The organism is Paraburkholderia sp. WS6, from assembly GCF_030464835.1.
Taxonomy (GTDB): domain Bacteria; phylum Pseudomonadota; class Gammaproteobacteria; order Burkholderiales; family Burkholderiaceae; genus Paraburkholderia; species Paraburkholderia madseniana.
The window spans coordinates 24,952-42,985 of the sequence record NZ_JALQCK010000040.1 but is presented as its reverse complement, the minus strand read 5'-3'; the positions used below and the strand labels follow the sequence as shown (position 1 = coordinate 42,985).

At 62.2% G+C, this 18,034-nt stretch carries 18 protein-coding genes and 1 tRNA gene; 17 read left to right on the top strand and 2 right to left on the bottom strand.

The features are described from left to right. Window positions 1–146: 146 nt before the first annotated feature. The 9 genes from tolQ to M0D64_RS34435 all read left to right on the top strand — a co-directional run bounded on the left by tolQ (window position 147) and on the right by M0D64_RS34435 (window position 7,090). Window positions 147–824 (top strand): protein TolQ, encoded by a 678-nt coding sequence (tolQ, locus tag M0D64_RS34475; protein ID WP_154566575.1) that lies wholly within the window; start codon window positions 147–149, stop codon window positions 822–824. Between the two features lie 10 nt (window positions 825–834). After that, entirely contained in the window at window positions 835–1,278 is a 444-nt protein-coding gene (gene tolR, locus M0D64_RS34470; protein ID WP_154566574.1) for a protein TolR, read from the top strand. Then, window positions 1,275–2,267 carry a cell envelope integrity protein TolA gene (gene tolA, locus M0D64_RS34465; RefSeq protein ID WP_266261097.1) on the top strand — a complete coding sequence of 331 codons (993 nt, stop codon included), beginning with the start codon at window positions 1,275–1,277 and terminating at the stop codon, window positions 2,265–2,267. The genes tolR and tolA overlap by 4 nt, the downstream gene beginning before the upstream one ends. A 139-nt stretch (window positions 2,268–2,406) precedes the next feature. Next, complete coding sequence (gene tolB / locus M0D64_RS34460; RefSeq protein WP_154565856.1) at window positions 2,407–3,699, top strand: Tol-Pal system beta propeller repeat protein TolB; 1,293 nt, start codon at window positions 2,407–2,409, stop codon at window positions 3,697–3,699. 32 nt (window positions 3,700–3,731) lie between these two features. After that, window positions 3,732–4,241 (top strand): peptidoglycan-associated lipoprotein Pal, encoded by a 510-nt coding sequence (gene pal, locus M0D64_RS34455; protein WP_035552920.1) that lies wholly within the window; start codon window positions 3,732–3,734, stop codon window positions 4,239–4,241. A 19-nt stretch (window positions 4,242–4,260) separates the two neighbouring features. Then, complete coding sequence (gene ybgF / locus M0D64_RS34450; protein WP_171926338.1) at window positions 4,261–5,010, top strand: tol-pal system protein YbgF; 750 nt, start codon at window positions 4,261–4,263, stop codon at window positions 5,008–5,010. A 195-nt stretch (window positions 5,011–5,205) separates the two neighbouring features. Further along, window positions 5,206–5,281 (top strand) — tRNA-Lys (locus M0D64_RS34445). Between the two features lie 338 nt (window positions 5,282–5,619). Then, window positions 5,620–6,084, top strand: coding sequence for a hypothetical protein (locus M0D64_RS34440; protein ID WP_308102532.1), 465 nt, complete (start codon window positions 5,620–5,622; stop codon window positions 6,082–6,084). Between the two features lie 193 nt (window positions 6,085–6,277). Continuing rightward, window positions 6,278–7,090 carry a mechanosensitive ion channel family protein gene (locus M0D64_RS34435; protein ID WP_266261096.1) on the top strand — a complete coding sequence of 271 codons (813 nt, stop codon included), beginning with the start codon at window positions 6,278–6,280 and terminating at the stop codon, window positions 7,088–7,090. 166 nt (window positions 7,091–7,256) lie between these two features. Here the strand turns inward: M0D64_RS34435 and M0D64_RS34430 are convergent, their stop codons facing one another. After that, the gene (locus M0D64_RS34430) at window positions 7,257–7,934 is read right to left on the bottom strand and encodes a DedA family protein (RefSeq protein ID WP_154565853.1); all 678 of its coding nucleotides are present in this window, start codon (window positions 7,932–7,934) and stop codon (window positions 7,257–7,259) included. Between the two features lie 273 nt (window positions 7,935–8,207). On the opposite strand from M0D64_RS34430, the gene mutL reads away from it, so the two are divergent. After that, window positions 8,208–10,247: a DNA mismatch repair endonuclease MutL gene (gene mutL, locus M0D64_RS34425; protein ID WP_266261095.1), complete on the top strand. Its 2,040-nt coding sequence runs from the start codon at window positions 8,208–8,210 to the stop codon at window positions 10,245–10,247. Between the two features lie 43 nt (window positions 10,248–10,290). Next, entirely contained in the window at window positions 10,291–11,247 is a 957-nt protein-coding gene (miaA, locus tag M0D64_RS34420; protein WP_266261094.1) for a tRNA (adenosine(37)-N6)-dimethylallyltransferase MiaA, read from the top strand. Window positions 11,248–11,317: 70 nt separating this feature from the next. On the opposite strand, the gene purM is transcribed toward miaA, so the two are convergent. Next, a complete protein-coding gene (gene purM / locus M0D64_RS34415; RefSeq protein ID WP_266261093.1) occupies window positions 11,318–12,373 on the bottom strand; it encodes a phosphoribosylformylglycinamidine cyclo-ligase in 1,056 nt (351 codons plus the stop codon). Window positions 12,374–12,532: 159 nt separating this feature from the next. Here purM and M0D64_RS34410 point away from each other — a divergent pair, with 159 nt between their 5' ends. The 6 genes from M0D64_RS34410 to M0D64_RS34385 all read left to right on the top strand — a co-directional run bounded on the left by M0D64_RS34410 (window position 12,533) and on the right by M0D64_RS34385 (window position 18,003). Next, a complete protein-coding gene (locus M0D64_RS34410) occupies window positions 12,533–13,609 on the top strand; it encodes an AI-2E family transporter (RefSeq protein ID WP_266261092.1) in 1,077 nt (358 codons plus the stop codon). Between the two features lie 93 nt (window positions 13,610–13,702). Beyond that, on the top strand, window positions 13,703–14,476 hold the full coding sequence (hda, locus tag M0D64_RS34405; RefSeq protein WP_266261091.1) for a DnaA regulatory inactivator Hda: 774 nt from the start codon (window positions 13,703–13,705) through the stop codon (window positions 14,474–14,476). Further along, window positions 14,469–15,155 (top strand): HAD family phosphatase, encoded by a 687-nt coding sequence (locus M0D64_RS34400; RefSeq protein WP_154565848.1) that lies wholly within the window; start codon window positions 14,469–14,471, stop codon window positions 15,153–15,155. Before hda ends, M0D64_RS34400 begins: the two co-directional genes overlap by 8 nt. Further along, window positions 15,152–16,729: a polynucleotide adenylyltransferase PcnB gene (gene pcnB / locus M0D64_RS34395; RefSeq protein WP_266261090.1), complete on the top strand. Its 1,578-nt coding sequence runs from the start codon at window positions 15,152–15,154 to the stop codon at window positions 16,727–16,729. The genes M0D64_RS34400 and pcnB overlap by 4 nt, the downstream gene beginning before the upstream one ends. A gap of 48 nt (window positions 16,730–16,777) precedes the next feature. Further along, the gene (folK, locus tag M0D64_RS34390) at window positions 16,778–17,326 is read left to right on the top strand and encodes a 2-amino-4-hydroxy-6-hydroxymethyldihydropteridine diphosphokinase (RefSeq protein WP_154565846.1); all 549 of its coding nucleotides are present in this window, start codon (window positions 16,778–16,780) and stop codon (window positions 17,324–17,326) included. Continuing rightward, on the top strand, window positions 17,323–18,003 hold the full coding sequence (locus M0D64_RS34385) for a deoxynucleoside kinase (RefSeq protein WP_266261089.1): 681 nt from the start codon (window positions 17,323–17,325) through the stop codon (window positions 18,001–18,003). The genes folK and M0D64_RS34385 overlap by 4 nt, the downstream gene beginning before the upstream one ends. Window positions 18,004–18,034 lie beyond the last annotated feature (31 nt).

Below are 18,034 nucleotides of genomic sequence, written 5' to 3'. Positions count from 1 at the left end.
TTACGGGGCCAGTGAACTCGTATCGATCAAGCAACACAAAGCATGGTTCGGCTTGCAATATCGCCGATGCTTCCGTTTTGCTCACGGCAAGCTTCGAGCGGCCTTGCAGCCGGACGCCCCCTTCCGGGACGTTAAAACGAACCTTTATGAACACTACACAAGATCTGTCGATCGTTTCTCTCGTACTCAATGCGAGCCTGCTGGCGCAGGCCGTCATGGCGCTGCTGCTTCTGCTGTCGCTGTTGTCGTGGACTTTCATCTTCCGCAAGTGGTTTGCGATCCGCCGGGCGCGCGCGCAAACTGAGCGCTTCGAACGCGATTTCTGGTCGGGCGGCGACCTGCAGGCGCTCTATCAGAGCGCCGCGAACAACCGCCACACGATCGGCGCACTGGAACGGATTTTCGAGTCCGGCATGCGCGAATTCCTCAAGGGCAAGGAAAAGCGCCTGAACGATTCAGGCGCGATTCTGGACGGCGCACGCCGTGCCATGCGCGCCGCGTTCCAGCGTGAAATGGACGTGCTCGAGGCAAATCTGGCGTTTCTCGCGTCGGTCGGCTCGGTCAGCCCGTATATCGGTCTGTTCGGCACGGTGTGGGGGATCATGAATGCGTTCCGCGGCCTCGCCAACGTGCAACAGGCTACGCTTGCGAACGTAGCTCCAGGCATTGCCGAAGCGCTGACCGCCACCGCAATCGGCCTGTTCGCTGCGATTCCGGCCGTGGTCGCCTACAACCGCTACGCGCACGACATCGACCGTCTGGCGATCCGCTTCGAGACCTTCATCGAAGAGTTCTCGAACATTTTGCAGCGTCAGGCACATTAAGGAGTCCACGATGGCAGGCTCTTCCTCCAGCATGCGCGGTTCCCGTCAGCGCCGCGCGATGGCCGACATCAATGTCGTGCCGTACATCGACGTGATGCTCGTCCTACTCGTGATCTTCATGGTGACCGCGCCGCTCGTCGCCCCGTCGATCGTCAATCTGCCGACCGTCGGCGGCGCCGCGCCTCAGCAGCAAACCCCGCCTGTGATCGTCAATATTCGCGCGGACGGCAATATGAGCGTCAAATACAAGGACGACGCGGGCGCGCAGCAGCAGGAAGACATGACCAAGGCTGGTCTGCACGGCTTTATCGCCGACCGCGCACAGTCGCACCCTGACCAGCCTGTCGTGATCGCCGCCGACAAGACCGTGAAGTATGAAGTCGTGATGAACGTGATGTCCGAGTTGAAGGCTCAGGGTGTCAAGCGCGTTGGATTGCTCGTCAAATCACAATGATCCGCAAGAATTCCGAATACCCGCTTCAGCCGCCGCGTGAACGCGGCACCTGGCGAGCCTTTGTGTTCGCCCTGGTGATGCACGCGCTGCTCGGGTTCTTCCTGTATCACGGCATTCAATGGCAGAACAGCACGCCGGCAGGCGCGGAGGCCGAACTGTGGACCGAGGTGCCGGACTCGGCGATTCCGCGCCCGCCCCCACCGCCGCCCGTTCCCGTCGCCCCTGCCCCGCCGCTGCCGGATGAACAGGCCGACATCGCGTTGCAGGAAAAGAAACGCCAGCAACAGGAAGTGGCCCGTCAGGCGCAACTGGCCGAGCAACTGCGACAGCAGAAGCTGCAAGCCCAGCAGGAAGCCGAGGCGAAGCGCCAGCAGCAACTGGCGGCCGATCAGGCTGCGCAAAAAGCGGCCGCGGCCAAGCAGAAACAGTTTCAACAACAGCAACAGCAGCAGGCCGACAAGCTGAAACAACAGCAATTGGCCGACCAGCAAAAGCAGCAGCAGGAGCAGCAGAAACAAGCCGACGCTGAGGCGCAGAAGAAGGCCGATGCGCAGAAAGCGGCGAAGGCCAAGGCGCAGGCCGATGCAGCGGCGCAAGCCAAGAAGCTGGATGCGGAACGTCGTGAGCGGCTTGCCCAGATGCAAGGTTCGGCAGGCGCCCCAGGTTCGACCGGCAATGGACTCGCGAAGAGCGGCACGGGTAGCGGCTCGGGTGGCACGGCGACATCGCCGGGTTACGCGGACAAGGTGCGTCGTGTGGTGCGCCCGAATATCTCGTGGGGTGGCGAAACGGAAGGTCTGGAGACCGTCATCTCCGTGCGCTGCTCGCCGACAGGCACGCTGCTGGACGCGCAGATCGCCCGCAGCAGCGGCAACTCGGCGTGGGACGATGCGGCACTGCGGGCCGTCCAGCGTTCCAATCCGATGCCTCAGGACATCGACGGGAAGACGCCGACCAGCTTCAAGATTACGTTGCGCCCGGCAGGTTGATTGCAACAGTTTGACAGTCAGTTGACAGCAGACGCCGCGCCCCGCCCAGCGCGGCGCGCCCGGGAACGAATTAGATGTTTTCGGGTCTCTCTGCTGTCGTGAAGTGTTAGTAAAACCGTTTTTGGGGAAACCATTCAGCATGAGTTTGATGACCAAGTTAGGCCTGCGGACACTTGTAGCATCGTGCCTGATCGCCGTCGGCGGCGCCGCCCACGCACAACTCAACGTCCTCGTGACAGGCGTCGGGTCCACCCAGTTTCCGATCGCAACGGCGAATTTCGCCAATGAAGCGAACTCGCCGCAGCAGGTCAGTACGATCGTGCGTCAGGATCTGCAACGCAGCGGCAAATTCACGAACATCGACGCGGGCAGCACGCCCGTCGCGGAAACCGATTCCGTCGACCTCGGCAGCTGGAAGGCCAAGGGCGCCAACGCGTTCGTGTCGGGCAGCGTGAACCGCTTGCCGAACGGCCAGTACGAAGTGCGCTTCAAGCTGTACGACACAGTCAAGGGCGAAAGCCTGGGCGGCCTCGTGCTGGTGAGCCCGGAAAGCGGCTTGCGCATGAGCGCACACAAGGTTGCGGACTATATCTACGCGAAGCTGATGGGCGGCCGCGGCGTGTTCGCCACGCGCCTCTCGTACGTCATCAAGACCGGTGGCCGTTATCAGTTGCAGATCTCCGATTCGGACGGCCAGGACGCGCACATCGCGCTGTCGAGCCCCGAGCCGATCATCTCGCCCGCCTGGTCGCCTGACGGCACCAAGGTCGCTTACGTTTCGTTCGAAAAGAAGAAGCCGATCGTCTACATCCACGACCTGCCTACGGGCCGTCGCGTGGTCGTATCGGACCAGAAGGGTAACAACAGTGCGCCGGCATGGTCGCCGGACGGCCGCACGCTGGCCGTCGCGCTTTCGCGCACCGGCAACACGCAGATTTTCGCCGTCAATGCGGACGGCAGCGGCCTGCGGCGCCTGACGCAAGGCAGCTCGATCGACACTGAACCGTGCTTCTCTCCTGACGGCCAGTCAATCTATTTCACCAGCGACCGTGGCGGCCAACCGCAGATCTACAAGATGTCGGCCCAGGGCGAGAACGCCGGCGCCGCGCAACGCGTGACCTTCACGGGCAACTACAACACCAGCCCGCGCGTGAGCCCGGACGGCAAGCAGCTCGCCTATATTTCGCGCGTCGGCGGCGGCTTCAGGCTGTATATCCAGGACCTGCAAGGCAACACGGCAACGGGCCTGACGGACACCACACATGACGAATCGCCGAGCTTCGCGGCGAACGGTCAGTACATTCTTTACGCCACAGAGGTGAACGGCCGTGGCGTGTTGGCCGCAGTATCGACCGACGGTCGCACTCGGCAGGTCCTTTCCGTTCAGGGTGGCAGCGTACGCGAGCCATCCTGGGGCCCGTTTATGCAGTAACGTTCATGCAACAACACAAGGAGAGTAACAAAATGATGTCAAAACTTCGTTTCGCATTTGCCGTATTGATGGTCGGTGCGTTGGCCGCATGTCACTCGGGCGTCAAGCTCGACGAAAACGCTAACAAGGGTGGTGCAGTTTCGACGCAACCGAATCCGACCGATGTCGCTCAGGTCAACGTCGATCCGCTGAACGATCCGAACAGCCCGCTTGCCAAGCGCAGCATCTACTTCGACTTCGACAGCTACTCGGTCAAGGACGACTATCAATCGCTGCTGCAACAACACGCGCAATACCTGAAGAGCCACCCGCAACGTCACGTCCTGATCCAGGGCAACACCGACGAACGCGGTACCAGCGAGTACAACCTGGCACTCGGTCAGAAGCGTGCTGAAGCGGTGCGCCGTTCGCTGTCGCTGATGGGCGTGACGGACTCGCAAATGGAAGCCGTGAGCCTCGGCAAGGAAAAGCCGCAAGCTACCGGTCATGACGAATCGTCGTGGGCACAAAACCGCCGCGCCGACCTCGTGTACCAACAGTAAGTAACAGGTGATGAGCCGAATGACGCATCGTTTCTCCTGGCTGCGGTTTGCCGCAGCGGCCTGCGTCGCGGGCACGGCCTTCGCGGCTATGCCTGCGCATGCGGGCATCTTTGACGACGATCAGGCCCGTCAGGCCATTCTCGATCTGCGTTCGAAGACCGATAGCCTGTCGAGCCAATTGTCGGCCGCACAGCGCACGATCCTCGATCAGTCCAACCGCCTCGACCAGTTGAATCAGCAGGTCGCAACGTTGCGTGGGCAGAACGAGGATATGGGCAACCAACTCACCACGCTGCAAAAACAGCAGAAGGACTACTACACCGATCTGGACACGCGCCTGAAGAAATTCGAGCCGCAGCAACAGACGGTGGATGGCGTCCAGGGTGAGGTGCAGCCGGGCGAAACCGATTCGTTCAATGCGGCGTCACAGTTGTTCCGCAACGGCGACTTCAAGAATGCGGCGGCCTCGTTCCGCAGCTTCATCTCCAAGTTTCCGAACAGTCCTTACCAGCCGACCGCGCAGTACTGGCTCGGCAACGCGCTGTATGCGCTGCGCGACTACAAGGGCTCAACGGCGACCTGGCAAGGTGTGGTGGCTAAGTATCCGCAGCATCCGCGTGCGCCGGAAGCGCTGCTCGCGATTGCGAACAATCAGCTTGAGCAAGGTCAGAAGGCTGCGGCCAAGAAGACGCTGGAGCAGATCGTCGCGCAGTACGGCGGCTCGGACGTCGCGCAGTCGGCTCAGAGCAAGCTGTCGCAGATCAAGTAGTCGTACAGGGTTTGGCAGTTGATGTAACGCGCAGTGGCTGCGCAGTCTCCAAATTAACGGCCACGCGCGCCTCTCGCCGGAAAGCCCGGGGTAGCGATACCTCGGGCTTTTCACTATCTGAAGTGCGGAAAGCTCGACTCACCACCATGGGTTGACAGGCCATAGGTCCTATCGCTATAATCTCGCTTCTCTTTTGGGTCGTTAGCTCAGCTGGTAGAGCAGCGGACTTTTAATCCGTTGGTCACAGGTTCGAATCCCGTACGGCCTACCAAAAGATTCAAGGGCTTGCACGCGTCAGCGTGCAAGCCCTTTTCTTTTTGCGGCTCGAATCCGCGCGAGGTCTCGGCGAATCACGCCGTCACCGTTCGCCCGTATCGCCCAACCGAATGGCGTCGCGAGAAACGCCGTTTAAGTGACGAGCGAAATCGACGAAAGCGACGAAATCGGAACGATATCGCCGCACTCTTTACACGCGCGCGAAGCATTCTCACAGCGCCAATCACAATACCCCACGCACCCACGGGCACCCTCTTACATCACGCCTCTTCGATACGAAACAGATACAACGGACTCCGAACATTGATATTTATTGAGACGTGAAGACGTGCAATGATCGTCGCCGATTCTGCGAATCACGCTGCAACGCTGCGTGAGCAGACGCTTTGGCAACGCCGCAGATCCCTGCGCTTTCATTCTGTCAACGTGACCAATTTTCTGTTCGACCTCATCTCGAACCTTGTTTTGCTGGCTATCGTGCTGAGCGCATGTCATCTGTGCAACCGGTTCGTACCCGGCGCCGCGCTCAATGGTGCGCACATTTTCGTCGCAATGATTTCGGCCGCCTTGCTGCTCGATGCCGCGCTAACCTTTCTCGTGTTCGCCGATGCGCAGAGCCGCTATGGCAAATTCAGCACGCCGGCCGCGTTCTTCGAACGCGCCAGCGCGTATGTGCTTGCTGCCATTGCCGCATTGGCGTCGCGCTATGTGGCACGTCGCGCGCGCGCCACCAAAACTAACAACAACACGCTGGTCATTCGCACGTCCCCGTACTCCGAATCTCAACTGCCGATGTAGCCCTACGCGGCCCGTTTTCTTCCCTTACGCAATCCGCATCATCAATAGGAACGGACCTTGCGGTTGCGCGCGCCGTCGCGTATAACTTTCGAAGATCGAGATTTGCCGCTTGCGCCCGTCGCCGGGCATTTGCCGCTGTATTGCACTACCGCCGTTCAATCAGTCGAAGGCAACTCAACCAGCGAGGAACATCTTGGATCTCGAAACCGTACGCGTGTTCATCACGACCCGAGGCATCGACCTCGGCACCAAGGTACTCGGCGCAATTGTCTTGTGGATCGTCGGCCGGTGGGTCATCGGGCTCATCACCGGCTTGCTTCGCAAACTGCTGTCGAAAAACGGCCACGTCGATCCAACACTCGCTCATTACCTCGGTTCGATTCTCGGCGCACTGCTGAACCTGCTGCTGATCCTTGCGATCCTGCAGGTGTTCGGCGTCCAGACTACCTCGTTCGCCGCATTGCTCGCTGGCCTCGGTCTTGCAATCGGCACGGCGTGGGGCGGCTTGCTCGCGCACTTCGCGGCAGGCATCTTCATGCAGGTATTGCGGCCGTTCAAGGTGGGGGATTTCGTCATGGCGGGCGGCGTCACGGGCACGGTCTCGGAACTAGGCCTGTTCGGCACAACCATCGTGACGCCCGACAATGTGGTAACCATCGTGGGCAACAACAAGATCTTTTCGGACACGATCTCGAACTACAGCGCATTGCCGGTACGGCGCGTCGAGCTGACCGCGAAGATTGCGAACGGCGTCGATCCTACGGATGCGATGGTCCGGTTGAAGGCGGCCGTTACGCAGATCCCCAACGTGGCCGAGAGTCCCGCACCGGATATCGAAGTACTGAGCTTCACGCCGGAAGGACCGTTGCTGTGCGTGCGGCCCTACACGCATACCGATCATTACTGGCAGGTCTACTTCGACACCAACCGCGCGATCATCCAGACCTTCAAGGACGCAGGCTATCCGACACCGGAAACACCGCTTGCGCCGCGTATCGTCAGTTGAGCACGATCGGGGCTCAGGTCTCTGGATCGAGGCTGACGTCCGCTAAGGTGAAGCGTTGTTCGCTGCCTCAGCGCTTCAACTGACCAGAAGCCCGACCGCAAAACGAAAACGGCGTCGCGAGATTCGTGACGCCGTTTGTTCGTTCAGCTTCGTACTACGTGAAGCGTTAGCGGCTACCCGACTTGGCCGCGTCGCTCTTCTTGCGCGTCACTTTCCACAGCGCGCCGAGCACAACCGGCACCACGGCCGCGCCGATACCCACCAGCACGATCAGGTTCAAATACTGCCGGATGAACGGAATGTTGCCGAAGAAGTAACCGAGGAACACCAGCAGCAACACCCAGAGCAGCGCACCCAGGACATTGAAAAGCTGGAACCGGCTAACCGTCATCTCCGACGCGCCCGCCACGAATGGGGCGAAAGTCCGCACCACCGGAATGAAACGCGCCAGCACGATGGTCTTGCCGCCATGCTTCTCGTAGAAGTTATGAGTCTTCTGCAGCGCGCTGCGGTCGAGGAAGCGCTCAAGGAAAGGGATGCGCGAATTGAACACCCGCGGCCCGATGGACCGCCCGACCATGTAGTTAACCGTGTTGCCGGTGATCGCAGCGACGAGCAGCAGCACGATCAGCAAACCGAGATTCATTTCGCCGGTCGCACAAAAAGCACCGCCGATGAACAGCAGTGAATCGCCCGGCAGAAACGGCAGGACGACCAGCCCGGTTTCGCAGAACACGATCAGAAACAGCACCGCGTAGACCCAGGCGCCGTACTCGTGAATAAAGACTCCCAGAAACTTGTCGATGTGCAAGACAAGGTTGGCGAACTGTAGCAGCGTGTCCAAAAAGCGTCCTTTATTAAGCGAATGTGAGCGTGGCGGAAGCGGCCGCGTCAGCAGCCTTGCGGGCGATGAGCAGCGAGCGCATGCTCGCCGCTGGAAATTGACCGCGTCATGATACCGAAAGTGCCCGGCTGCGATTAAAAATCTGCCTTGCGCAGACAATTTCGACGCCGTGCGGCAATTCTGCAGTTCTGCGATCAGCGGCCGCACGACCGCGCCGATTCCTACCGTCGGCCCGCATCCAGCCTGTTCGCGCCGAATCGCTATAATTTCGCCATGTCAGAATTCTCCGAAACGCCTGCCGGCACCGCCGACGCGGCCGCAGTTTCCGCCGCCGCGCCCGTCCCACGCCCGTTGCGGGCGATCCAGCCCCTGCCCGATCAGTTGATCAGCCAGATTGCCGCCGGCGAAGTGGTCGAGCGGCCGGCCTCGGTGGTCAAGGAATTGCTCGAAAATGCGCTCGACGCCGGCGCGCAGACGCTGCGCATCCTGCTCGACGAAGGCGGCGTCAAACGCATCTCGATCACCGACGACGGCTGCGGCATCCCCGAAAACGAACTCGCGCTCGCGCTGATGCGTCACGCGACCAGCAAGATCCGCTCGCTCGCCGAACTGGAAGCGGTTGCCACGCTGGGGTTTCGCGGTGAGGCGCTGGCGTCGATTGCATCCGTCGCGCAGATGGCCATTACGAGCCGCACGGCGGACGCGCCGCACGCCGTGCGCGTCGACGCGCAGACAGGAGTGCTGAGCCCCGCCGCGGGCACCCAGGGCACCACGATCGAAGTCCGCGAGCTGTACTTCAACACGCCCGCGCGCCGCAAATTCCTGAAAAGCGAGCAGACCGAACTTGGCCATTGCCTCGAACAGATTCGTCGCGCTGCGCTCGCGCGGCCGGATGTGGCGATTTCGGTCCTGCATAACGGTAAGGCGGTCGAACACTGGAACGCCAGCGAACCGCCCGTGCGGGTAGCCAAGATCCTCGGCGAAACCTTTGCGACGGCTCATTTGCCGCTCGACGAATCCGCTGGACCGCTCGCCGTCTACGGCTGCGCCGGCCTGCCGACCGCGAGCCGCGGACGCGCCGATCAGCAGTATTTCTTCGTCAATGGCCGGTTCGTGCGCGACAAGCTGCTCACGCACGCCGTGCGCGCCGCCTACGAGGACGTGCTGCACGGCGACCGCTATCCGTCCTATGTGCTGTTTCTCGATCTGCCGCCAGAAGCGGTCGATGTGAACGTGCACCCGTCGAAAATCGAAGTGCGGTTTCGCGATTCCCGTTCGATTCACCAGTTTGTGTTCCACGCCGTGCAGCGTGCGTTGGCGCGACACGCGGGCGCGTCGCCGGAAACGACCGCTGGTGGGCATGCAGCGCATCTGGAAGCATCGCCGGGTGGGCCGGCTTCGTTCGGCGCGACACCGCTGGGCGGCGCGGGCGCTGGAGGCGGCGGTGGCTTCGGCACCACTGCAGGCGGCCTCGGCGGCGGCTTTGGTAGCGGATCCGGATCCTCGCAGCCGGGCAATACCTGGATGCGTCAGGCGCGCATGACACAAGGCACGCTGCCGGTTGCCCAACCCCTGGCCTTCTACGACGCCCTCTTCGGCCGCAGAGACACGAACACCGGCACAGCGGAAGGCGCGACGCTCTTCGAAGCACGCGACTCGGCTACGGAAGCGCCGTCCCCGTACAACGCCTCAGGGCCGTACACATCGCCTGCGTTCAATGCCTCGGACGAGCAGCCGCTCGGCTTCGCCCTCGGCCAGATTCACGGCATCTATGTGCTCGCACAGAACGCGCATGGACTGGTGATTGTCGATATGCACGCCGCGCACGAGCGCATCCTGTACGAGCAGTTTAAAAACGCGCTGGCCGATCGCACGATTGCCGTGCAGCCGCTGCTGATCCCGCAGACCATGCAGGCCGATCCGATCGAAATCGGCACGGTCGAGGAAGAGCGCGACACGCTGGACGCACTCGGCTTCGACCTCGCCGTGCTGTCGCCGACCACGCTCGCAATCCGCGCCGTGCCCGCGTTGCTGAAAGACGCCGATCTGCAGGCGTTGGCCCGTGCGGTCCTCTCGGACCTGCATGCGTTCGGTGGTTCACGCGTATTGACCGAGCGTCAGCACGAACTGCTCGGCACGCTCGCCTGCCATCACGCGGTGCGCGCGAACCGGCGTCTGACGCTCGACGAAATGAACGCCCTGCTGCGCCAGATGGAGGCGACCGAGCGCGCCGACCAATGCAACCACGGGCGCCCGACGTGGTATCAACTGACACTGTCCGATCTCGATCGGCTGTTCATGCGTGGGCAATGACGGTGCGCCTGATTACGCTGATTCGGCGCGCGCCGTCTTGCCTATGACCTCAAGCACTTCACGCACACCCACGCCGATCCCTTGCCTGCTCGGCCCGACCGCATCCGGCAAAACCGCTGCCGCGCTGGCGCTGGCCACACGGCGGCCAGTGGAAATCATCAGTGTCGATTCGGCGCTGGTCTATCGCGAGATGGATATCGGCACCGCCAAGCCGACGGCGGAAGAGCGCGCGGTGGCGCCGCATCATCTGATCGACATCGTCGATCCGACGGACGCATATTCGGCGGCGGAATTTCGCAGCGACGCGTTGCGCCTGATCGGCGAGATCAGCGCGCGCGGGCGGCTGCCGTTGCTGGTCGGCGGGACGATGCTGTACTACAAGGCGCTCACTCAAGGGCTAAACGACCTGCCCGCCGCCGATGCCGACGTTCGCGCGACACTCGACGCCGATGCCGCACGCGAAGGCTGGCCCGCAATGCATGCGCGGCTTGCCGCTGTCGATCCCGTTACGGCCGCGCGTCTGGCGCCGAACGATTCGCAGCGAATTCAGCGGGCGCTCGAAGTTTTCATGCTGACGGGGCAAGCGATGTCCGCTCTGCTAGCCGCGCCCGCTCGAACGGACGACGCCGCTTTGGCGTGGCGCTTTGTGCCCATTGCGCTCGAGCCATCCGAACGGAGCTGGCTGCATGCGCGCATCGAAAAGCGCTTCGACGCCATGCTGGCCGCCGGCTTTATCGACGAAGTGGTGAAATTGCGCGAGCGCGGAGATCTATTGCCCGAGATGCCGTCCATGCGCTGCGTGGGATATCGGCAGGCCTGGGAATATCTCGACGGGGCGGTCGATTACTCGACCATGCGGGATAAGGGGGTGTTTGCTACCCGGCAATTGTGCAAACGGCAGCTCACATGGCTGCGCAGCATGACAGAGCGGGTTGTTGTTGATTGCTGCGACCCCAATGCTACCGGGCAGGTCGTGAGCTTGATTGAAGAGCTAATTTGAGGTTTTACCCGCGCGACGTGCTTTCTGTACGCCGCGCAGGCAAACCAGCCTTTGGTCAAGCAGGGGCTGTTTAGATGACTACGGTCTGAGCTTCACCGGCTGCGCTTTCGCGAATCACGCCGATTTTCCAGACCTGCTCGCCAGCAGCCGACAAAGATGCGATCGCAGCGTCGGCATCAGCAGCGGCAACCACCACCGCCATGCCGATTCCGCAGTTGAACACGCGGTGCATTTCCGCATCCGCCACGCCGCCGTGCTTTTGCAGCCACGAGAACAGCGGCGGCATCGGCCAGCTACGGTGATCCAGCTCAGCCGTCAGACCTTCACGCAAAACGCGCGGAATGTTCTCGACCAAACCACCGCCAGTGATGTGCGCCATACCCTTCACAGCGATCTGCTGCATCAAGGCCAGCAAAGGCTTCACATAAATATGCGTAGGCGCCATCAGCGCATCGGCCAGCGAGCGGCCATCAAAATCCGCATTCAGATCCGGCTGCGCGCGCTCGATGATCTTGCGCACCAGCGAAAAACCATTCGAATGGATGCCGCTGGAAGCCAAGCCCAGCACCACATCGCCCGGGGCGATCGTGCTGCCGTCGATAATCTTGCTCTTTTCCACCGCGCCGACCGCAAAACCGGCCAGATCGTATTCACCGTCCGGATACATGCCCGGCATTTCAGCCGTCTCGCCGCCGATCAGCGCGCAGCCGGACAGTTCGCAGCCATGCGCGATACCCTTCACGACCGTTGCCGCCGTACCGACGTCCAGCTTGCCGCAAGCGAAATAATCGAGGAAGAACAGCGGTTCGGCGCCCTGCACCAGGATGTCGTTCACGCTCATCGCCACCAGATCCTGGCCGACGGTGTCATGTTTGTTCAGTTGGAACGCGAGGCGCAGCTTGGTGCCGACACCGTCGGTGCCCGAAACCAGCACCGGTTCCTTGTACTTCTTCGGCACTTCGAACAGCGCACCAAACCCGCCGATGCCGCCCAGCACGCCGTCGCGCATTGTCTTTTTGGCAAAGGGCTTGATCGCGTCGACAAGGGCGTCGCCCGCGTCGATGTCCACGCCGGCGTCGCGATACGACAAACCTTGGGCGTCAGAGGCGGATTTCGGTTGATTCATGGGGAAGAGCAAGAAGGTCGGTAAAATGCGATTTTACCCGATGCCGACCAGAGTTGGCGCTTCAGCGCTTACTCTGGTCCCATACAGAGTTGCCGGCCGGCTGGCTGGAATTTGAATCATCCTGAATCCTCCGGTCACGACGACACCAGGGAAATAACTTTGCAACAGAACTCCTCGATCCTGACGCCTGTGCAGCGCCGCGCCTTTATCTGGCTGGCGATCGCGCTAGTCGTCGGCATTCTGCTCTGGCTACTGAGCCCGGTCCTCACGCCGTTCCTGCTGGGCGCCATTCTCGCGTACATTCTGCAACCCGGCGTCGCGTGGATGGTGCGCCGGCGCGTGCCGCGCGGACTCGCCGCCTTGCTGATGATGCTGCTGTTCTCGTTGCTGATGACGCTGCTCGTGCTGCTGGTGCTGGCCGTCATCCAGAAAGAAGGGCCGCAGTTGAAACAACAGGTGCCCGTGCTGTTCGCCCACGTGAGCGCCTGGCTGCAACCCAAGCTTGCGCTGCTGGGCCTCGCCGACTCGCTCGATTTCGCCAGCATCCGCGATCTCGTGATGGGGCAGCTTGAAGGCAGCGCGCAGCAGGTCGCGCTGTACGTATGGACCTCCGTTCGCACCAGCGGCAACGTGATGATGACGGTGGTCGGCAACCTCGTGATGGTACCGCTCGTGCTGTTTTATCTGCTGTACGACTGGAATCGCATGCTCGCTCGCATGCAGATCACGGTGCCGCGCCGCTGGCTCGACAAGACGCTGCAACTCGCGCGCGACATGGACCAGATGCTGTCGCAATACCTGCGCGGCCAATTGCTCGTGATGGGCGTGCTCGCGGTCTATTATGCGATTGCGTTGACCATCGCTCGCTTCGAGATCGCGCTGCCGGTGGGTATTTTCACGGGCCTCGCTGTGTTCATCCCTTACATCGGTTTTGCAACCGGTCTCGCGCTGGCGCTGCTCGCGGCACTGCTACAGTTCGGCGACTGGTACGGCTTCGGCGCGGTCGCGCTGATTTACGGCGTCGGCCAGATCGTAGAGAGCTTTTATCTCACGCCGCGCCTCGTCGGCGAACGGATTGGCCTGCACCCGCTCGCGGTAATCTTCGCGTTGCTCGCGTTCGGCCAACTGTTCGGCTTTTTCGGCGTGTTGCTGGCATTGCCGGTCAGCGCCATTCTGTCGGTAGCCATGCGGGAGTTGCGCCAAAGCTATCTGACGAGCACGCTTTACAACAACTGAGTCACTGACTGCTCATTGACTGTTCACGGACGTTTTAGGGCCCGCGATCCGGGCCATTTGCGGCCTAAGCCTCATTTTCGGCATTAACCTACTGTGCTTCGTCAACTGACGCTCGATCTCGGCACCCCGCCGCCATCGACATTCGACAATTTCTTCGCCGGCGCCAACGCCGAGCTGGTCACGCGGCTGCGCGAGCTCGACAACGCGCTCGCGGCCGGGCCAGTGGCCGATCGCACCTTCTATGTCTGGGGTGAAGCCGGCAGCGGCCGCACGCACCTGCTGCAGGCGCTGGTCCACGAAGCGCCGCCGGGTCATGCACGTTTTGCCGGTCCGCAGAGCAGCCTCGCCGCTTTCACGTTCGACCCGCGCGTCGCGCTGTATGCGATCGACGATTGCGACGGCCTGTCCGCGGCGCAGCAGATTGCCGTGTTCAACCTGTTCAACGAAGTGCGCGCGCATCCCACCAGCGCGCTCGTCGCCGCGGGCAATGCGCCACCAATCGGCATGACGGTGCGAGAGGATCTGCGCACCCGTCTCGGCTGGGGCCTCGTGTTTCACCTCGCGCCGCTGCCGGACGAAGGCAAGGCCGCAGTGCTGAAACACGCGGCGCGCGAGCGCGGCATCATGCTCGCCGACGACGTCCCCGCCTACCTGCTCACGCATTTTCGCCGCGATATGCCGAGCCTGATGGCCCTGCTCGACGCGCTCGACCGCTTCTCGCTCGAACAGAAACGCGCGGTTACGCTGCCGCTCCTGCGCACCATGCTGGCCTCGCCCGACGCCGACGATAGGCGAGCCGCGCCCCCTTCATCCGCCTCATCCGCGTCCCCCGCCGCCGCTTCAAGTAAAATAGGCCCCCATGGCTAACCTCGCACTCTTCGACCTCGACCACACCCTCATTCCCACTGACAGCGACCACGAATGGGGCCGCTTCATGGTGAAACAAGGCATGGTTGACGCCGAAAACTTCGCTCGTGAAAACGACCGCTTTTTCGCCGACTACAAGGCCGGCAAGCTCGACATTCACGCTTATCTGATCGCCATGCTCACGCCGCTCGCGAAATACACGCGCGCGCAGCTTGCCGAGCTTCACGCGCAGTACATGCATGAAGTGATCAAGCCGGCGATCTTTCCGGTCGCGCTGGAACTGGTCAGGGAGCATCGTGAAGCCGGCGATCTCTGCTGCGTGGTCACCGCGACCAACGAATTCATCACCCGTCCGATCGCGCAGGCGTTCGGTGTCGACGCGCTGATTGCCTGCGAAGCGGAAACCGTCGACGGCCAGCCGCATTCGCCGTACACCGGCCGCCCCACCGGGACGCCGAGCTACAAGGAAGGCAAGATCGTCCGTACCGAGGCGTGGCTCGCATCCCTCGGCAAAACCTGGAGCGACTTCGAGCACAGCTATTTCTATAGCGACTCGCACAACGACATCCCGCTGCTCGAAAAGGTCACCGATCCGATCGCGACCAATCCCGACGACACATTGCGCGCCCATGCGCAGGCCAAAGGCTGGCGCATCCTCGAACTCTTTCAACCCTCGTGATCAAAAAACTTATCCGCAAGCTATTCGGCCAGGACCCGGCGCCCGCTGACGACACCCCGCCCACCGAAGCAGACGAAGCCGGCGAGGCGCCGGCACGCAACGCGTCCAGCGCCACCAAAGCGCGCCGCAAACCGGCGCGCCCTGCCGCCAAAACCGTGCGGGACCCCGACGTGCCGGTCATCATTCCGCACGACGTGCATGGCATCGATCAGTCGCTGATCTCGAGAAACGCGATTCGCGTCACCGAGGGTCTGCAGGAAGCGGGGCATCGCGCGTTTATCGTCGGCGGCGCGGTGCGCGATCTGTTGCTCGGCATCAAGCCGAAAGACTTCGACGTCGCGACCGACGCCACGCCCGAACAGGTGCAGAAGCTGTTCCGCCGCGCGCGCATCATCGGCCGCCGGTTCCAGATCGTGCACGTGCAGTTCGGCCAGGAAATCATCGAAACCTCCACGTTCCGCGCACTGGTCGATCCGCCCGCAGCCGACGCGGCGCCGCCGCGCCGCCTGAAGCGCGACGAGCTCGACCGCCGTACACACGCGGTGGACGCCAGCGGCCGCGTGCTGCGCGACAACGTCTGGGGCGAGCAGCACGAAGACGCCACGCGCCGCGACTTCACGATCAACGCGATGTACTACGATCCGGCCACGCAAACCGTGCTGGATTACCACAACGGTATGGCCGACATGCGCGCGCGTCTGCTTCGCATGATCGGCGACCCGGCCACGCGTTATCGCGAGGATCCGGTGCGCATGCTGCGCGTGGTGCGTTTTGCCGCCAAGCTCGAGTTCGAGATCGAAGACACGACCCGCGCGCCGATCGCCAAAATGGCCGATCTGATCAACAACGTGCCGGCCGCGCGTCTGTTCGACGAGATGCTCAAGCTGATGCTGTCGGGCCACGCGCTTGCCTGTTTGAAACGTCTGCGCCAGGAAGGCCTGCATCACGGATTGCTGCCGCTGCTCGACGTGGTGCTGGAACAGCCGATCGGCGAGAAATTCATCACGCTTGCGCTCACCAATACGGACGCCCGCGTGCGCGCCGGCAAGCCGGTTTCGCCTGGCTTCCTGTTCGCCACGCTGCTGTGGCACGACGTGCAGACGCGCTGGCAGCAATTTGAAGCGAACGGCGAATATGCGGTGCCGGCGCTGCATCGCGCGATGGACGAAGTCCTCGACATGCAAACCGAGAAGCTCGCGATCCACAAGCGCTTCTCGTCGGATATGCGCGAGATCTGGGGGCTGCAACTGCGCCTCGAGAAACGCTCGGGAAGAAGCGCGCTGAAGCTGCTGGAACACCAAAGATTTAGAGCGGGGTATGATTTCCTCCTGTTGCGCTGCGAATCGGGCGAACTCGAAGAGTCGGTCGGTGCGTGGTGGACGGAGTTCATCGAAGGAGACGTCGCTGCGCGGGAGACTTTGCTCACGCAAGGCGGGAAGGACCGAAGCCCCAGAAAACGACGGCGGCGCAGCAGTGGCGCGAGGAGCCGCAAACCGGGCGACGGAATGGAGGGCGGCACGCAAGCCGAACGCACAGCCAGCGATGCGGGCCATGACGGCCCGCACGAAGACTGACACAGCGTTCGCTATTGCCGTCGAACGATAGTTGCAGGAAGTTATGCCATGACGGTTGCCTATCTCGGCCTCGGCGCGAATCTCGGGGACGCGCGCCAGACCCTGAAAGACGCGGTGGTGTGCCTGGCACAACAGCACACCATCTCCGTGCTCGCCAAGTCGAGCCTGTATCGCACTGCCCCGATCGACGCGGGCGGTGACGACTATTTCAACTGTGTCGTGAAGGTTGAAACGACGCTCCCCGTACGGCATCTGCTAGCGCTATGCCACAAAATCGAGCATCAGTTCGGCCGTGAACGGCCGTTTCGCAACGCCCCGCGCACGCTCGATCTCGACATCCTGCTATACGGCGATCAATCGATCGACGAAGCCGATCTGATCGTGCCGCATCCACGTTTGATCGAACGCGCCTTTGCACTCGTGCCGCTCGTCGAGATCGACCCAACGCTGATCATCCCGCAACACGGCCGTGCGGAGGCGCTGCTTGGTGGCGTGCACGATCAACGCATCGAAAAGGTGAAGGGGCCGTGCCAGTGTCCGATGCTCAATGCATTGACCGCCGACGCCCCTGCCAGGGACAAGGGCCGTTGCGAATGAATTCGCCGCCACTCACCGTCACCGCGCCGCAACTGCGGCCGCCCTTCGGCTATCTCGCGATCGAAGGGCCGATCGGCGTCGGCAAGACTTCACTCGCGCGGCGGCTCGCCCAGCGCTGGTCGATGCAGGAACTGTTCGAGCGACCGCAGGACAATCCCTTTCTCGAACGCTTTTATCGCGACACCACGCGTTATGCGCTGCCCACGCAATTGCACTTCGCCTTGCAGCGCGCGCAGCAGGCCCAGAACGTGGCGGCCGCGCACGTGGCGGGCACACCGCTGATCGCCGATTTCATGACGCAGAAGAACGACATCTTCGCGCGTCTGACACTGCAAGAAGACGAGTGGCAGCTTTATCGCGCCCTCGCCGCGCGAATCGACGTGAGCGCACCGGCGCCGGACTTCGTGGTCTACCTGCAAGCCAGTCCTGAAGTGCTGTTCGCGCGCATCCAGAAGCGCGCCGTGCCAATGGAACTGCAGATTTCCGATGCGTATCTGCACGCCCTCGGCGACGCCTACAACGAGTTTTTCTATCACTACGACGGCGCGCCAGTGCTGACGGTCAACGCTGAACACCTGAATCCGCTCGACTCGGACGCGGACCTCGCGCTACTCGCCGAACGCATCGAAACCATGCGCGGCCGCAAGGAATTCTTTGTCAAAGGCACGTCGCTTTAAGCGACGCGCCGCTCTCCTTTCCAACGGATTT

Coding starts and splice junctions, on each gene's coding strand:
- pal (WP_035552920.1), top strand. CDS start 3,732: ATGATGTCAAAACTTCGTTTCGCATTTGCCGTATTGATGGTCGGTGCG.
- M0D64_RS34385 (WP_266261089.1), top strand. CDS start 17,323: ATGAATTCGCCGCCACTCACCGTCACCGCGCCGCAACTGCGGCCGCCC.
- mutL (WP_266261095.1), top strand. CDS start 8,208: ATGTCAGAATTCTCCGAAACGCCTGCCGGCACCGCCGACGCGGCCGCA.
- tolQ (WP_154566575.1), top strand. CDS start 147: ATGAACACTACACAAGATCTGTCGATCGTTTCTCTCGTACTCAATGCG.
- tolA (WP_266261097.1), top strand. CDS start 1,275: ATGATCCGCAAGAATTCCGAATACCCGCTTCAGCCGCCGCGTGAACGC.
- ybgF (WP_171926338.1), top strand. CDS start 4,261: ATGACGCATCGTTTCTCCTGGCTGCGGTTTGCCGCAGCGGCCTGCGTC.
- miaA (WP_266261094.1), top strand. CDS start 10,291: ATGACCTCAAGCACTTCACGCACACCCACGCCGATCCCTTGCCTGCTC.
- tolR (WP_154566574.1), top strand. CDS start 835: ATGGCAGGCTCTTCCTCCAGCATGCGCGGTTCCCGTCAGCGCCGCGCG.
- M0D64_RS34400 (WP_154565848.1), top strand. CDS start 14,469: ATGGCTAACCTCGCACTCTTCGACCTCGACCACACCCTCATTCCCACT.
- folK (WP_154565846.1), top strand. CDS start 16,778: ATGACGGTTGCCTATCTCGGCCTCGGCGCGAATCTCGGGGACGCGCGC.
- purM (WP_266261093.1), bottom strand. CDS start 12,373: ATGAATCAACCGAAATCCGCCTCTGACGCCCAAGGTTTGTCGTATCGC.
- M0D64_RS34440 (WP_308102532.1), top strand. CDS start 5,620: ATGATCGTCGCCGATTCTGCGAATCACGCTGCAACGCTGCGTGAGCAG.
- tolB (WP_154565856.1), top strand. CDS start 2,407: ATGAGTTTGATGACCAAGTTAGGCCTGCGGACACTTGTAGCATCGTGC.